The organism is Xylanimonas sp. McL0601 (assembly GCF_049852175.1).
In the GTDB taxonomy this organism is placed as follows: Bacteria; Actinomycetota; Actinomycetes; order Actinomycetales; family Cellulomonadaceae; genus Xylanimonas.
Map to the genome: position 1 here is coordinate 1911611 of NZ_CP187527.1, position 15617 is coordinate 1927227.

At 71.9% G+C, this 15617-nt stretch carries 14 protein-coding genes; 7 read left to right on the forward strand and 7 right to left on the reverse strand.

Features of this window, described 5'->3' with window-relative positions:
• Positions 1-143: 143 nt before the first annotated feature.
• On the reverse strand, positions 144-1376 hold the full coding sequence (locus ACO4JP_RS08740; protein ID WP_425956987.1) for an HRDC domain-containing protein: 1233 nt from the start codon (positions 1374-1376) through the stop codon (positions 144-146).
• Between the two features lie 4 nt (positions 1377-1380).
• Positions 1381-1959 (reverse strand): DUF3000 domain-containing protein, encoded by a 579-nt coding sequence (locus ACO4JP_RS08745; protein WP_425956988.1) that lies wholly within the window; start codon positions 1957-1959, stop codon positions 1381-1383.
• Between the two features lie 184 nt (positions 1960-2143).
• Between ACO4JP_RS08745 and gndA the strand changes: the two genes are divergently transcribed.
• From gndA to ACO4JP_RS08765, 4 genes are read left to right on the forward strand one after another with little or no spacing between them, the layout of a single operon-like run.
• A complete protein-coding gene (gndA, locus tag ACO4JP_RS08750) occupies positions 2144-3595 on the forward strand; it encodes an NADP-dependent phosphogluconate dehydrogenase (RefSeq protein WP_425956989.1) in 1452 nt (483 codons plus the stop codon).
• Between the two features lie 8 nt (positions 3596-3603).
• Positions 3604-4923, forward strand: coding sequence for a hypothetical protein (locus ACO4JP_RS08755; RefSeq protein WP_425956990.1), 1320 nt, complete (start codon positions 3604-3606; stop codon positions 4921-4923).
• Positions 4920-6200 (forward strand): carboxylate--amine ligase, encoded by a 1281-nt coding sequence (locus ACO4JP_RS08760; protein WP_425956991.1) that lies wholly within the window; start codon positions 4920-4922, stop codon positions 6198-6200. Before ACO4JP_RS08755 ends, ACO4JP_RS08760 begins: the two co-directional genes overlap by 4 nt.
• Positions 6197-6946 (forward strand): aspartate/glutamate racemase family protein, encoded by a 750-nt coding sequence (locus tag ACO4JP_RS08765; RefSeq protein ID WP_425956992.1) that lies wholly within the window; start codon positions 6197-6199, stop codon positions 6944-6946. Before ACO4JP_RS08760 ends, ACO4JP_RS08765 begins: the two co-directional genes overlap by 4 nt.
• 5 nt (positions 6947-6951) lie before the next feature.
• Here the strand turns inward: ACO4JP_RS08765 and ACO4JP_RS08770 are convergent, their stop codons facing one another.
• Together ACO4JP_RS08770 and ACO4JP_RS08775 are read right to left on the reverse strand one after the other, a co-directional pair.
• Positions 6952-7491 (reverse strand): hypothetical protein, encoded by a 540-nt coding sequence (locus tag ACO4JP_RS08770; RefSeq protein ID WP_425956993.1) that lies wholly within the window; start codon positions 7489-7491, stop codon positions 6952-6954.
• A 66-nt stretch (positions 7492-7557) separates the two neighbouring features.
• Entirely contained in the window at positions 7558-8295 is a 738-nt protein-coding gene (locus ACO4JP_RS08775) for a dihydrofolate reductase family protein (protein ID WP_425956994.1), read from the reverse strand.
• A 59-nt stretch (positions 8296-8354) separates the two neighbouring features.
• Between ACO4JP_RS08775 and zapE the strand changes: the two genes are divergently transcribed.
• Positions 8355-9446: a cell division protein ZapE gene (zapE, locus tag ACO4JP_RS08780; RefSeq protein ID WP_425956995.1), complete on the forward strand. Its 1092-nt coding sequence runs from the start codon at positions 8355-8357 to the stop codon at positions 9444-9446.
• 180 nt (positions 9447-9626) lie between these two features.
• Here zapE and ACO4JP_RS08785 read toward each other — a convergent pair whose 3' ends face one another.
• Positions 9627-10796 carry an epoxide hydrolase family protein gene (locus ACO4JP_RS08785; protein WP_425956996.1) on the reverse strand — a complete coding sequence of 390 codons (1170 nt, stop codon included), beginning with the start codon at positions 10794-10796 and terminating at the stop codon, positions 9627-9629.
• Between the two features lie 127 nt (positions 10797-10923).
• On the opposite strand from ACO4JP_RS08785, the gene ACO4JP_RS08790 reads away from it, so the two are divergent.
• On the forward strand, positions 10924-11493 hold the full coding sequence (locus ACO4JP_RS08790) for a TetR/AcrR family transcriptional regulator (RefSeq protein ID WP_425956997.1): 570 nt from the start codon (positions 10924-10926) through the stop codon (positions 11491-11493).
• A 97-nt stretch (positions 11494-11590) separates the two neighbouring features.
• Here ACO4JP_RS08790 and ACO4JP_RS08795 read toward each other — a convergent pair whose 3' ends face one another.
• Together ACO4JP_RS08795 and ACO4JP_RS08800 are read right to left on the reverse strand one after the other, a co-directional pair.
• Positions 11591-12502 carry a PPK2 family polyphosphate kinase gene (locus ACO4JP_RS08795; protein ID WP_425956998.1) on the reverse strand — a complete coding sequence of 304 codons (912 nt, stop codon included), beginning with the start codon at positions 12500-12502 and terminating at the stop codon, positions 11591-11593.
• Between the two features lie 62 nt (positions 12503-12564).
• Entirely contained in the window at positions 12565-14088 is a 1524-nt protein-coding gene (locus tag ACO4JP_RS08800) for a hypothetical protein (RefSeq protein ID WP_425956999.1), read from the reverse strand.
• A 251-nt stretch (positions 14089-14339) separates the two neighbouring features.
• Here ACO4JP_RS08800 and ACO4JP_RS08805 point away from each other — a divergent pair, with 251 nt between their 5' ends.
• Complete coding sequence (locus tag ACO4JP_RS08805; protein ID WP_425957000.1) at positions 14340-15611, forward strand: sialidase family protein; 1272 nt, start codon at positions 14340-14342, stop codon at positions 15609-15611.
• The last annotated feature ends 6 nt before the right edge of the window (positions 15612-15617 follow it).

A 15617-nucleotide genomic window follows, 5' to 3' on the forward strand; every position in this document is an offset into this window, starting at 1 on the left:
CCATCCGTGGCTGATGGGACGGCGTCCCGTGCCAGCGACGCCGCTGTGGACCCGCGAGCCACACTACGTGGCTGTGACCCGGGGCACAGCGGTACACGCTACCGCCAGTATCGGAAAAAACAAGCCCGTGTTGAGACGCGGTCTCAGGGAGCGATCAGCGTCGCCAGCGGGCCGGACAGCAGGTCGGTCTGCCACTCGCGCGCGCCGCGGCCGCGGAGGAAGGCTGCGACCGAGTCGCTCGTGGCCGGCAGCGGCGGGGTCCAGCACAGGCGGCGCAGCGCGTCCGGCTGGAGCAGGTTCTCGACCGGGACGCGCAGCTCCTCCGACGTGCGCGCGACCAGGTCGCGTGCGGCCGACAGGCGGCGGGCCGCCTCCGGGTTGCGCTCGGCCCACACGCGCGGCTGGGGCGGCCCGTCGTTGCTGGGACCCCGCTGGCTCGGCAGGGCCGTCTCCGGCAGCGCCATCGCCTCGTCGATCGCGCGCTGCCAGGACGCCGACCTGCGCCGCTGGCCCTTGCCCGCGAACTCGCCGATCTGGACCAGCTGGCCCGCGGTGCGCGGCATCGCCTGCGCGGCCGCGATGATCGCGCGGTCCGGCAGCACCCGGCCGGGCGCGACGTCGCGGGCCCGTGCGGAGGCGTCCCGCGCCTCCCACAGCGAGCGCACGATGGCGAGCTTGCGGCGGTCGCGCAGCATGTGGGTCCCCGAGACGCGCCGCCACGGGTCCTGGCGCGGCGGGGGCGGGGGAGCGGTGCGCTCGGCCTCGAACTCCTGCGCGGCCCACTCGGCCTTGCCGGCGTCCTCGAGCCGCTGCGCCAGGACGTCGCGGAGCTCGACCAGCACCTCGACGTCGAGCGCGGCGTAGCGCAGCCAGTCCACCGGGAGCGGGCGCGTCGACCAGTCCACGGCCGAGTGCTCCTTGGCGAGCCCGAGCCCCAGCAGCTCCGCCACGACGGCGGCCAGCCCCACGCGCTCCATGCCCAGCAGGCGCGCCGCGAGCTCGGTGTCGAAGACGCGGGCCGGGAGCAGCCCGTGGGCGACCAGGCCCGGCAGGTCCTGCGACGCGGCATGCAGCACCCACTCCGCGTCGCCGACGGCGGTGCCCAGCGCGGACAGGTCCGGCAGCGCGACCGGGTCGACCAGGGCCGTGCCCGCGCCCTCGCGGCGCAGCTGGATGAGGTAGGTGGCCTGCCCGTAGCGGTAGCCGGACGCCCGCTCGGCGTCGGCGGCGACGGCGCCCCTGCCCCCGCCGAATGCCGCGACCACCTTGGCGAGGCCGGCGGGGGTGGCGACGACCTCGCCGACGCCGTCGGCGGGCTCGGTGAGGGGGACGACCGTTCTCTCGGGGGCTTCCGTGTGCTGGGGCGACTGCGTCACGGGCCTACCGTAAGCCGGTTCGCCGCGACGTCAGCGCCGTGACGCCGTCCGGCAGGGGCGGCAGCCCGCCCACCGTGGCCATGAGATCGGCCCATAGGTGCAGGTGCGCGCCGAGCGTGGTGTCCGTCGGGGTCCACGACGCGCGCAGCTCGAGGTCGACGGCGTCGGGCGTGCCCTCGAGCGCCCCGAAGCTGCTCGACACGACGCGCGTCACCGTCCCGCCCAGCGCGACGACGCCGACTCCGGCCGCCTCGACCGCCTCGGTGACCCAGCTCCAGGCGACGTCCGCGAGCATGGGGTCGGCCGCCATCTCGGGCTCGAGCGTCGCGCGCACGAGCGTCACGACGCGGAAGTCACCCCTCCAGGTCTCCTGCCCGGCCGGGTCGTGGAGCACCACGAAGCGGCCCGTGGCGAGCTCGTGGCCGCCCACGCTCACCTCGCCCTCGAGGGCCGCGGTCCAGGGCGCGATGCGCCCCGGGCCGGGCACCTCCTGCAGACGGACCTCGGGGCGGAGGCGGGGCCGGCGCATCGACGTCAGCGCGGCCGCGAAGCGTGCGGGGATCTCCCGTTGGTCGGGCGTCACGTACTTACGCTAGGCCGCGCGGGCGCCGTCGTCGGGAGCCTCGCCGCACGGGCGCTCCGGTCGCGACCGGATCGTGACCTGTGTCATGGCCACTGCCGTGCACCCCACTAGGCTGGCCCCGGTTGCGCGCGCACCCGCGGGGGCGCCGCGAGGGACGGTCATGACGACGAGGAGCAGACGAACGATGAGCGAGACCACTCCGGCGGGCACGGCGCAGATCGGTGTCACCGGCCTGGCGGTCATGGGCCGCAACCTGGCCCGCAACTTCGCCCGGCACGGGTACACCGTGGCCGTGCACAACCGCAGCTTCGCCAAGACGCAGTCGCTGATGGACGAGGCGGGGCACGAGGGCGCGTTCGTCCCGTCCGAGTCGATGGCCGACTTCGTCGCCTCGCTCGAGCGCCCGCGCAAGGTCGTCATCATGGTCAAGGCCGGCGGCCCGACCGACGCCGTCATCGACGAGCTGGTGCCTCTCCTGGAGGAGGGCGACATCGTTGTCGACGCCGGCAACGCGCACTTCCCCGACACGATCCGCCGCGAGCGCGCGCTGCGCGAGCACGGCCTGCACTTCGTCGGCACCGGCGTCTCGGGCGGCGAGGAGGGCGCGCTCAACGGCCCCTCGAGCATGCCGGGCGGAACCGCCGAGTCCTACACGTCGCTGGGCCCGATCCTCGAGGACATCTCGGCCAAGGTGGACGGCGTCCCGTGCTGTACCTACGTCGGCTCCGACGGTGCCGGCCACTTCGTCAAGATGGTGCACAACGGCATCGAGTACGCCGACATGCAGCTCATCGCCGAGGCGTACGACCTGCTGCGCCAGGGCCTGGGTGCCTCGGCCGGCGAGATCGGCGAGATCTTCGCGCGGTGGAACACCGGCGACCTCGAGTCGTTCCTCATCGAGATCTCCGCGGACGTCCTGCAGCACGTCGACGAAGCGACAGGTCGAGCCTTTGTCGACGTCATCCTCGACCAGGCGGAGCAGAAGGGCACCGGCCGCTGGACGGTGCAGAACGGCCTCGACCTGGGCGTGCCGATCACGGGCATCGCCGAGGCGACGTTCGCCCGCGCCCTGTCGGGCGGCGTGCCGCAGCGCGAGGCCGGCCGCGCGGCCCTGCCCGCCGACGCCGAGACCTGGTCGGTGACCGACCGCGACGCGTTCATCGAGGACGTCCGCCTCGCCCTGTACGCCTCCAAGGTGGTCGCCTACTCACAGGGCTTCGACCAGATCGCGGCCGCGTCGGCCGAGAACGACTGGAGCATCGACCGTGGCGCCATGGCGCGCATCTGGCGCGGCGGCTGCATCATCCGTGCGCGGTTCCTCAACCGCATCACGGAGGCGTACGAGCGCGACGCGAACCTGCCGCTGCTGCTGGCCGACCCGTACTTCACGGACGCGGTCGGCAACGGCCTCGCCGCCTGGCGTCGCGTCGTCGCCGCGGCCGCCACGCACGGCGTCCCGACGCCGGCGTTCTCGTCGTCGCTCGCCTACTACGACGGCGTCCGCGCCGAGCGGCTGCCCGCCGCGCTGATCCAGGCGCAGCGCGACTTCTTCGGCGCGCACACGTACCGCCGCGTCGACAAGGACGGCACGTTCCACACCGAGTGGTCGGGCGACCGCACCGAGTCGGAGGCGTGAGCAGAGCTGTGAGCACCACAGTCTCTCGTCGCGAGACCACGGACGCCCCCGTCCGTCCCGTCATCGTCGGTTCCGACATCGGCGTGTACGGCCTGGCCCGCTCGTTCCACGAGCGGTACGGCGTGCGCTCGACCGTCGCCGCGTTCGCCGAGCCCGGGCCCATCGTGGGCTCGGCGATCATCGACCTCACCCTGTGCGGGACGTCGGCCGAGGAGATCATCGGCACCCTCGTCCGGATCGCCGATCAGCACCGCACCGCGGCGCGCCGCGAGCGGCTCGTCGCGCTGACCAACATGGACTGGGTGGTGCGCATCCTCGCGCACCACCGGTCCGAGCTCGAGGCGGTCGGGTACGTGGTGCCGTTCGCGGACACCGCGCTCATCGACCGCATCTCGGACAAGGCCGAGTTCGCGGCGGCCTGCACCGAGCTGGGCATCCCCGTGCCCGGCACGGTGATCCAGGACTTCGCGAACGCCGCCGACCCGGCGTGGGCGCCGCTCCCGGTCTCCTTCCCGTTTCCCGTCATCGCCAAGCCCGCCAGCAGCGCGGACTACCACGAGGTGCGGTTCGCCGGGAAGAAGAAGATCTTCGAGATCGCCGACCAGGCCGAGCTCGACCGGCTCTACGCGAGCCTGCGCGGGGCCGGCTTCCAGGGCCGGTTCCTGGTTCAGGAGATGATCCCGGGCGACGACACGCAGATGCGCTCGGTCACCGCGTACGCGGACACGTCGGGCCGGGTCACGCTGCGCTGCTCGGCGCGCGTGCTGCTCGAGGAGCGCACGCCGGCGGCGCGCGGCAACCCCTCGGCGATGATCGTCGAGCGGATCGACCCGATCCTCGACGCCGCCCAGCGGCTGCTCGAGCACACGGGCTGGCGCGGGTTCGCGAACTTCGACGTCAAGCTGGACCCGCGTGACGGCGTGTTCAAGTTCTTCGAGCAGAACCCCCGCATCGGCCGCAACAACTACTACCTCACGGCCGGGGGCCAGAACCCGACCGAGGTGCTGGTCGACGACGTCGTGCACGGGATCCGGCGCGCGCCGGTGACCGCGGAGCGCGAGGTCCTGTACTGCGTGGTGCCGCACTCCCTGCTGCGCCGCTACGTGCTCGACCCGGTGCTCAACGCGCGCGTCGTGCGCCTGATGAAGAGCGGCAAGACCGTGCACCCGCTGCGGTACAAGGCCGACGCCGGCTGGCGCCGTCGTCTGTACATCCTCACCGCGCTGGTCAACCACGTGCGCAAGTACCGCGAGTTCTACCCGGTGGAGGCGCTGCGCAAGAACCACGCTGCGAACGCCTCGGTGTCCGTCTCGAGGGAGGCCGCATGAGCCGCCGCCTGCAGCCCGTCGTCCTCGGCGGCGACATCGGCGCGTACAGCCTCGCCCGCACGTTCCACGAGGCGTTCGGGGTGCGATCGGTCGTCATCAGCGGCGCGTCGACGGGTCTGGTGCGCCACTCGCGCATCCTCGACCACGTCGTCGAGCCCGGCATCGACGACCCGGAGGCGATCGTCGCGCGGCTGCACGCCGTCGCGCGCCAGCACGCCGACGCCGACCTCGTCGTCGTCGCGAGCGCCGACTGGCTCGTCGGCACGCTGGTCGCCAACGCTGACCGCCTGACCGACCGCTACGTGGTGCCCTACGTCGGTCAGGCGCTGTTCGACCGCCTCACCGACAAGGAGGAGTTCGGCGCGCTCTGCGCGGAGCTCGGCATCGCGCACCCCACCACGGTGGTGCACGACGTCGCCTCGAGCGGCGAGCCCGACACGAGCGGCCTCACGTTCCCGGTCATCGCCAAGGCGGCCAGCAGCGCGGCCTACCACGACGCCGAGTTCGAGGGGAAGAAGAAGGTCTTCACCGTGGGCACGCGCGCGGAGCTGGTGGGCCTGCTCAAGCGGGTGCACGACGGCGGCTACCGCGGCGCGTTCATCATCCAGGACTACATCCCGGGCGACGACTCCGGGATGCGCATCCTCACCTGCTACTCGGACGCGCAGGGCAAGGTGCGGTTCTCGGCCTTCGGGCACGTGCTGCTCGAGGAGCACGCGCCGGGCGCGCTCGGCAACCCGGCCGGGATCATCACGGAGCTCCAGCCCGACGTCGTCGACCAGGCCCGGCGCCTGCTCGAGCACGTGGGCTGGACGGGGTTCGCGAACTTCGACCTCAAGTACGACCCGCGTGACGGCCGGTACGTGTTCTTCGAGCTCAACCCGCGCCTGGGACGCTCGAACTTCTACATCACGGCCGCGGGAACCAACGCGGTGAAGTTCTACGTCCACGAGCACCTGCAGGGCCTCGACCCGGACCCGCGCGCCGTGCTCGGCCCGCGCGCGCCGGTGAACGGCGACGGCGCGCTGGACGGCGAGCACCTGTACACCGTGCTGCCCGGCGCGCTGCTGTTGCGCTACCTGTTCGACCCCCGGCTGCGGGGTCGCGCGCGTCGCCTGCTCATGACCCGCAAGGCCACCAACCCGCTGTGGTACCGCCACGAGTGGGACCCGCGCCGCGTCGCGTACCTGCTGGTGGCCCAGGTCAACCACTTCCGCAAGTACGCCCGGCACTACCCGGTCGCGGACGCCCGGAAGCTCTGGGAGGCCGGGCGGTGACCGGCTCCCTGGTCGGCGTGCTGGGGGGCGTCGGGCCGCTGGCCACGGCGTACTTCCTCCAGCGCGTGGTGGTCTCCACGGAGGCCGACCGCGACCAGGACCACGTGGACATGGTGGTGCTCAACCACGCCACGATCCCGGACCGCACGGCGTTCGTGCTGGGCCGGTCGGACGAGGACCCGGCGCCCGTGCTCGCGAACGACGCCCGCCGGCTGCAGCGGTTCGGCGTCGACTTTCTCGTGATGCCGTGCAACACCGCGCACTACTTCACGCAGCAGGTGCTCGACGCGATCAGCGTGCCGTTCGTGTCGATCATCGACGTCACGGTCGAGGCCGCGCTGGCCCGGGTGCCCGGGCTGGGGAAGGCCGGGCTGCTGGCCACGGCCGGTACCGTAGCGTCCCGCGTCTACCACGACGCGTTCGCCGCGCGCGGCGTCCAGGTGCTCACCCCCGACGACGCCGACCAGGCCGCGATCAGCACGGTCATCTACGACCAGGTGAAGGCGGGCCAGCCGGCCGACGTCGACGTGCTGCGCGCCGTCGCCGGCCGGCTCGTGGAGCGGGGTGCGGGCGTCGTCGTGCTCGGGTGCACCGAGCTGTCCGTCGCCGCCGTCGACCACGGGCTGCTCGACGAGCCGCCGTTCCTGGACTCGATGGACCAGCTGGTCCGCGCCACGATCGTCACGGCCGGGCACAGGGTCCGCGAGGAGAGGCAGCCCCGCACCGCACCCGTCCGGAGCAGCTGACCCGGCTACCCGAGCTCGCTCGTGCCCGCGTACAGGTGCAGCACCGGCACGCTCAGCGCCTCGCGGGCCCGCGACGCCCAGTCGGAGTGGAGCGTGTCCTCGACCGCGTGCGGGTACGTCACCACGACGACCTCGCGCACGTCGCCCGCGGCCACGGCCGCCTGGAGCGCGGGCAAAGGGTCGTCGTGCGTGACCGTGCCGTCCGACTCGACGCCGGCGGCGCGCAGCGCGGCGATGTTCTGCTCGAGCTGCTCGGACGCCGGCGCGGCCGGCTTGTGCTCGACGGGCTTGCCGCGCAGCTCGTCCCACGCCTCGCGCAGCTCGCCCGAGCCGATGTGGTCGATGAAGGACGCGAGCCCGTGCCGCTCCGTCTCCGTGGAGACGAGAACCCGGAACTGCAGCGGGTCGGGGACGCCGTCGCCGTCCCGGTCCCGGTACAGGTCGAGCAGATGCTCGACGTCGGCGGAAGTGAGCGTGGCCTCGGTGAGGACCAGGACGACGTCGGGCGCGGGCGTCTCGGGGCCGGGGACGGGTTCGGTCGTCATGCTGTGAACCTAGCGCGCGCGTGAACCTCGCGCGCGCCCCCGGGCGTGCCCAGGTCGTCGCCGGTCTCAGAGGATCCAGCGCGCCAGGAGCGTGTGCGCGGCGGGGTCGTGCAGCAGGTGGCCGAGCGTCGCTGCGCGCTGCGGCATCGCCTCCCCGCCCGCCACGATCCGGCCCGGCAGCGGCCCCTCGAGCAGCGCCGTCGTCGTCAGGCACAGCTCGTCGAGCACCCCGGCGGCCAGGAGCGATGCCAGCAGGTGCGGGCCGCCCTCGGTGAGCACGCGGGTCAGCCCGCGATCGGCGAGCTCGCCGAGCGCGGAGCGCAGGTCGGGGGCGTCCGTCCCGTGCACCAGCACGTTCTCTGCGGGCACCACGCTGCGCGCCACCTCGGCCCCGGCGCTCCCGGTGATGATCAGCGGCGGCCGGTCGCCCACCGTCGTCGACGGCGGCACCGCCCCGCTGCGCGTCACGAGCGCGAGCCGCAGCGGCGCGTCCGACGGCGCCAGGTGGGCCAGGCCGTCCGGGCGGGCGACCTGGTCGTACCGCTCGGTCCGAGCCGTCCCCGCGCCCACGACAACGATGTCGGCGAGGGCGCGCAGCACCCGGAAGACGCGGTAGTCCGCGGCGTCGTTGAGGTCCCCCGAAAGGTGCGTCGCGCCCCAGGCGGCGCCGTCGACCGAGCTGACCATGTTGGCCCGCACGACGCCGGGCTCGTGGCGGTAGAGCTCCGCGAGCGCCGCCTCGGCGTCGTCGGCGGGCACGGGGCGCGGGTCGGGGACCAGCAGGTTCAGGTCGGGGGCGGCCATGCGCGCAGTGTCCCACCTCACAAGGGCACCGGTGCTGACGGCGCGTAACCTTGACCCCCGTGACGAGCGCCCCGACTCACCCCACCGACCCCGCCGTCGACGGCCACGCGCCCCGCGCCGCGTCGCTCACGGCGGTCCGGCCGGCAGCCTCGCCGCAGCGCCTCCTCGCCGACCTGGTGCCGCCGCGCCACTTCGCGCAGGCGCGCTTCGCCACGTACCGCGCCAACCCCGCGTTCCCGAGCCAGGCCGCGACGCTCGCGCGGCTCGAGGAGGCCGCCCAGGAGATCGCGGCGCCGCCGCGCGCGCGTGGCCTGTTCGGCGGTCGCCGCCGAGCCGCCGGCGCCCCGGCCGTGTACCTCGACGGTGGCTTCGGCGTCGGCAAGACGCACCTGCTCGCCTCGCTCGCACACGCCGTCGGCGTGGAGCACACCGCGTACGGCACGTTCGTCGAGTACACCAACCTGGTCGGGGCGCTCGGGTTCCTGCCGACGGTCGACGCGCTCGCCGCCAAGAAGCTCGTGTGCATCGACGAGTTCGAGCTCGACGACGCCGGCGACACCACCCTCATGAGCCGCCTGCTGCGCGAGCTCACCGACCGGGGTGTCGCCATGGCCGCCACGAGCAACACGCTGCCCGAGGCGCTGGGGGAGGGCCGGTTCGCGGCCGAGGACTTCCTGCGCGAGATCCAGGCCCTGGCCGCGCGCTTCGAGGTGCTGCGGGTCGACGGTGACGACTACCGCCACCGCGCGGTCGTCACCGACTCCGAGCCGTTGCCGGCGGACGTCGTCGCGGCGGTCGCGGCAGCTCGCCCGGACGCGACCCTCGACACCTTCGAAGGCCTGCTGGACCACCTCGGCGGCGTGCACCCGAGCCGCTACGGCGCCCTGCTTGACGGCGTCGGGCTGCTCGCGCTGACGGACGTGCGGCCGGTGACGCGCCAGGAGGTCGCGCTGCGGCTCGTCGTCCTGGTGGACCGCCTGTACGACCGCGACGTCCCGGTGCTGCTCGCGGGTGCGGGCGAGAAGGGCCTGTTCACGGACGAGATGCTGCGCGGCGGCTACCGCAAGAAGTACTTCCGTGCGCTGTCCCGCCTGGGCGCCCTCGCTGAGGACGGGCGCGCGCTCGCCTCACGGCCGCTCGAGGCCGGCTGAGTCTGGCCGCAGCGCTGCCAGGCGCTCGACGGAGATGCAGGAGACGAGGCATCGCTCCTGTCCTGGTAGGCGTGGAGGCCGTCCGCGAACTTCGCGCGCGTCTCGAGGTCGTCGGGGTTGTACTTCCAGAACTAGGGATGGCCTAGCGGACGGCCTCCGGGTGGACCAACCATCCCCACGTCAGGCCAGAGAGCGGAGACTCCTCAGACCGGCGCGAACTTCGTTGACCAGGATCTCGGGCTGCTCGAAAGCCGCGAAGTGTCCGCCCTTGTCGGCCTCGCCGTAGTAAATCACGTTCGCGTACGTATTTTCGATCCAGCTTCGGGGCGGGCGTGGGATATCGCGTGGGAACACGGTCACCGCGACCGGTAGGGCCAGCTTGGGGCCAGCCAGGCTGCCGGACTTGTTCTCCCAGTAGATGCGGCCGGACGACGCGGCACTGTTTGTATACCAGTAGAGAGATATTGCGTCGAGCATGTCATCGGTGCTGAGAGCGTCCTCAGCGAGCCCGTGATTGTCCGTCTTGGATTGAAACTTCTCGTAGATCCAAGCCGCCTGTCCAGCGGGAGAGTCCGCCAGAGCGATCCCGACGGTTCCTGGCTTCGTGGCCTGAACGTGGTTTGATCCACCGAGATCGCCCGCGTAGAGGGCGAGGGTGTCCACGGCGTAGCGCTCCTCGTCCGACAGCGTGTCGGGTATCTGCGCAGGAAAAACGTATTGAGTGTTCAAGTGAATCCCGAGAAGGCCCTCAGGCCGCATGGCCCCGAGAGCGGTCGTGACGACGGCACCCCAATCACCGCCTTGAGCGGCCCAGTTTCTATAGCCAAGGCGCTTCATGAGTTCCACCCACGTAGTTGCGATACGCGAGACAGTCCATCCCGTATCGCTCGGCTTCTGGGAAAACCCAAATCCGGGGAGCGACGGGACGACGACGTCGAATGAATCTTCGACGTTTCCCCCGAACGCCACCGGGTCGGTCAGTGGACCAATCAGTTTGAGGAACTCAACAATCGAACCGGGCCATCCATGCGTCAAGATGAGGGGCATCGCGTTCGGATTCTTGGACTTGACATGGATGAAGTGAATATCCAGTCCGTCGATCGCGGTCTGGAAGTGAGGGAAACGATTGAGCTCCGACTCGAACCGGCGCCAGTCGTACTCTCGCTCCCAATAGTCGACGAGCGACTTGACGTTCTCCAAGCGAACGCCCTGCGACCAGTCGGAGACTGTCTCGGGATTCGGCCATCGAGTATTGGCGAGTCGCCGCTTCAAGTCCTCGATCTCGGAGTCCGGGATCGCGACATTGAATGGGCGGATGAGGGTTGAGGGTGCCGACGTCGGTGCGGTCATTGGCTTGTTCTCCTGAACTGTGACTCACAGCGCAGCCCTTCGCTGCACACCGGTGTGCAGCCTACCCCGGTGCACACTGGTGTGCAATACTCTGACTGTGCAGATCGAATCCGCCCGGGCGCGCTCCATGAACGACACACGGAACCGCATCCTCGACGTCGCACTCGACGTCTTGGGACACAGCCCGGACGCCGGTATGGGCGACATCGCCGCCGCCGCGGGCGTCGTCCGTCGCACCGTCTACGGCCACTTCCCGTCCCGCACCGACCTTGTGCGAACCCTCGCGCGACGGGCAGTGGAGGAGATCGCTGCTGTGCTCGCCGAGGTGAACGCCTCCGAGGGAGCCGCCGAAGCGGTGTGGGTCGACTTCATCGCCCGCGTGTGGCCACTGACGCGCCGTTACCGAGTGCTGCTGGTGCTTCGGCGCGGCGAGTACGGCGAGGAGATCCACGCCCTGCTCGGACCAGTCGACAAGACCCTTGCCGACCTCGTGGAGCGCGGCCAGGAGAGCGAGGTGTTTGGACGACACCTGCCCGCAGAGATTCTCAGCCAGGTCGCGTATGCCGCCGTGTTCGCCATCGCGGAGTACGACCTTTCTCGTGGGACGCTCGGCGCTCGCGCGGCAACGATCACGAGTCTGCTCATCCTCGGAGTTCCCGAGGCGCGGGCCGATGCTCTCGTAGGCACCCGGCAGTGACGCGCACGACTCGAACTGCGCCGCTGGAGCGAAGCACTGACGCCATCGATCCAGGCATTCTCATCGGGTGGCGATCTTCGCGAACCGGCGCGCGCTCTTAGTTTTCCTCGAGCAGCTTCTTCTGCTCCTCGACGTCGAACTCCGCCGGCGGCCAGCCCAGGTCGAGGGCGCGCAGCGCACTCAGCACCAGCTCGGTCACCGCGAGGCGGGCGAACCACTTCTTGTCCGCGGGGACCACGTGCCACGGCGCCACGTCGGTGGAGGTCCGCTCCAGCATGTCCTGGTAGGCGTCGAGGTAGTCCGCGAACTTCGCGCGCGTCTCGAGGTCGCCGGGGTTGTACTTCCAGTACTTGTCGGGCCGCTCGAGGCGTTCCGCGAGCCGCGCCTTCTGCTCGTCCTTGGAGACGATGAGCGCGATTTTGACGATGGTCGTCCCGGCGGCGGCGACCTCGGCCTCGAACGCGTTGATCTCGTCGTAGTGCTTCTGCCAGGTCTCCTCAGGCTCGAGCCCCTCGACGCGGACCACGAGGACCTGCTCGTTGTGCGACCGGTCGAACACGCCGATGTATCCGGGCTTGGGCAGCGCTCTGCGGATGCGCCAGAGGTAGTCGTGCTTCGCCTCCTCCTCGGTGGGCACGCCGAACGCGTGGTGCTGCACACCCTGCGGGTCCACGAGCCCGATGACGTGCCGCACGATCCCGCCCTTGCCGGCGGTGTCGAGGCCCTGGAGCATCAGCAGCACCGCGCGGCCGCCACCCGTGCGCCCGTCGGCGAACAACCGTTCCTGCAGGTCGTCCAGCTCGGTCGCGTGCGCGGCGATGAGCCGCTCGGCCTCCTCGCGGTCCCCGTCCCAGCCCGGGGTGCTGTCGCAGTCGAGCTCGCGCACGTCCAGGTCCTTGTGCCAGCGCAGGGCCGACGCCGAGGGCTCCTCCCAGCGATCCTCGAGGTCGTGCAGCACGTCGTCGTCGGCCGTGCGCTCCAGGTCGTTCTTGCTGTGCCGTCCGCTCATCGCGACTCGTCACTCCCTCGTGCCGCTCGTGCCGTCTGGTGCGCGAGCGTAGCGCCGGGCCCTCACGCTCGCGCGCGAAGCACGGCCGTCGTCCGCGCGGGGAGGTCGAGGACGCCGGACTCGAGGGCCGTGCCGGGGGCCCAGGCAGCGACCAGCTCCCAGAGGTGGGCGCTCCCGGGGAGCACGGCGTCGAGCGGCACCCGCGCGTCCGTCGCGCCCCAGGCCAGCACGACGGCGTGGCGTCCGCGCCTCACCACCAGGGCGCTGTCGGTGGCGCGGATGTCGTGCCCGAGCGCGAGCTGCGCGGCCACCTCGGCGCGCAGCCCGGCGAGACGGGCGGCCCACGCGAGGAGCCGCCGAGCGTCGGGGCCCTGCTCACCGACGGGCAGGTGCCCGGTGTCGAGCACCAGCGGGTTGCCCGCGAGCAGCACGAACGCGAGCGTGCTCGCGCGCGCGTCGAGGTCCGTGGGCAAGGCCGGGTCCCAGGCCGGCGCCCACGGCATGGCCCGGCGGGCCCCCGGCAGCCGTGTCAGGTCGCCGACGACGATCGACGCCGCGCGCAGCGTGGTGGGGTGCGCGCGGCGCACGAGGGGGTCGGCGCGCAGCGGCAGCCGTGCGGCCGGGGTGAGGGTGCGCGACAGGCCGCGAATGTCTTCCAGGGCCGCAGCGTCGGGTGACCCGCCGGACCCGAGCAGCCGGTGCAACGCCCCGGTGAGGCGGTCGGAGCGGCCCGGCCCGTCGATGAACAGCGTCAGTGCGCGCCCGAGCTCCTCCGAGAACGTGACCGTCTCGACCGCGAGCTCGGCGAGGTAGGGCAGGGCGGAGCGGTCCGCGAGCGCCTCGACGTCGAGCGCGAGCCCGTCGACGTGCAGCTCGGCGAACCACCGCTCGGCGTCCGCGGACAGGAACTCGCGCACGCCCCGGCTTCCTGAGCCCTCGAGGTTGAGCCGCCCGTCGACGGCGTACGGCCCGAAGACCTCGAGCCCCAGCGCCGGCGCCACCGCCCACCGGTGCGGCGGTGTGAGCACGACGGCGAGCCCGGCGGCGTGCGCGGCGTCGACGAACCGGGCGAGCGCGAGCACGCCGCCCAGCGGCTCGTGCACGGCGAACAGCCGCACGCCGGCGGCGGGGCCGGCGTCGGGGTCGTGGGCCGCGAGCGGGGCGAGCTCGACGCCGTGCACGCCGGCCGCGGCGATGCGCGGCAGCAGCGCGGCGGCGGCGTCGAGCGTGCCGGCGGAGGTAGCCGTGGCGACGTCGAGGTGCAGCAGCACACCGGTGCCGATCTCGGGCGGCCGCCAGCCCTCGTCGGTCCAGCCGGAGAACGGCTCGAGCACGCGGGACAGGCCCCCGATCCCGTCGGGGAAGGTGGTGCCGGTGGGGTCTGCGACGGTGGGGCGGCCGTCGATCGAGAACCCGAACTCCGTGCCGGGCTCGAGTTCGTCGTCGGCCCCCCAGTAGCCGGGCTTGTGCGCCCCGACCAGCCGGAGCGCATGCGTGCGAGGCCCTTCGGGCCCGTGCACGACGACGTCGACGGTGCGTGCGTGCGGCGCCCACAGGATGGGGCGCGGGCCGGGCCAGGAGATCATCGGCCCAGGCTGAGGGGGCCGGGACCCGGTGCTCACAGGGGTCACCCTAGAGCCTGTCGAACAACTGAGTCGGCACGTCCTTCTCGGACGCCCCCATGCAGCGGTGGCGGTGAGGTGCTTCGGGGTCCGGGACCTGGAATTACGCTTGCCGCAAAACTAACCCCGGGTTACTGTCCCGACGTTGCCCTCGCGCGCGGCGCGGACACTGAGGTCCACGACCAGAGGACGACTACTTCGATGAGGAGGTACTCGTGCACGACCAGCCAGGATCGCAACCCGACGCGTCGGTCAGCTACCCTTCCGCGTTCTCGCGTCGCACCCTCATCCGCACCGGGGCGGTGGCGGCAGGACTGTCGGCCGTGGGCCTCTCGGCCTTCGGCGTCCCCGCACCCGCGCTCGCCGCTCCCGGAGACTCCGGCAACGGGAGCTCCGGGAAGCCGAGCGACGAGGTTCCGTTCGGCCCGGTGACCGTGACGGACGGCGGCGCCGCGGGCGCGTCGTACGCACGCGCTGTGCGGCTCAGTACTTCGCAGCCGGGGCGGTCGCGCACCCTTCTCGCCACCTACCAGAGTTTTGGTGGCCTCGCCTTCCCCCTCTTCCGCAGCGACGACGACGGCCGCACCTGGACGCAGCATGGCAGCGTCCTCGGCGCGACCGCGGCCCCCGGGCTGTACGTCCAGCCGCACCTGTACGAGCTCCCCCGCGCCTTCGCCGGCCTGCCCAAGGGTGCGCTGCTCTTCGCGTGCAACTTCTGGCCCTTCGACCTCACGAACTTCTCGATCAAGAGCACGAACATCCAGCTGTACGCCAGCACCGATGCCGGGCTGACCTGGGAGCTCGTGAGCACGGTGGCCCAGGGCGGCCCGCCCGACACGACCAACGGCGCGACGCCGGTGTGGGAGCCGTTCCTGCTCCTGAACAAGGACAAGCTGATCTGCTACTACTCCGACCAGCGAGACCCGAGCTTCGGCCAGAAGCTCGCACACCAGACGAGCACGGACCTGCACACGTGGGGCCCCGTCGTCGACGACGCGACCGGCACGGAGTACGTGCAGCGGCCCGGCATGACCACCGTGGCACAGCTGAACGAGAACCTGTGGATCATGACCTACGAGCTCGGGCTGCCCGACGGCACCTACCCGGTGCACTACCGGATCGCGAAGGACCCGGAGGAGTTCCGCTTCTCCGAGGCCGTCGCGCTCGTGGACCAGGGTGGCCACGCCCCGAACGCCGCTCCTGTCGTGACCTGGTCGAGCTCCGGGAGCAACAACGGAACGCTCGTCGTCTCGGACGCCGACGCGCAGGACTTCTTCATCAACCGGGACCTCGGAGCCCCCGGCAGGTGGACGAGGGTCTCGTCGCCGATGCCGGCCGGGTACAGCCGGTTCACCGTGCCGCTGGACAGCCCCGGGTCGTGGCAGCGCCCCGGCCTCGTCTTCGTGATCACGGGGCCCACGTTCAACGACTCCTTCGACCCCAGCAAGCCGCACCTGATTCAGGCAGGCGTCATCTCGCTGGACTGACTCTTC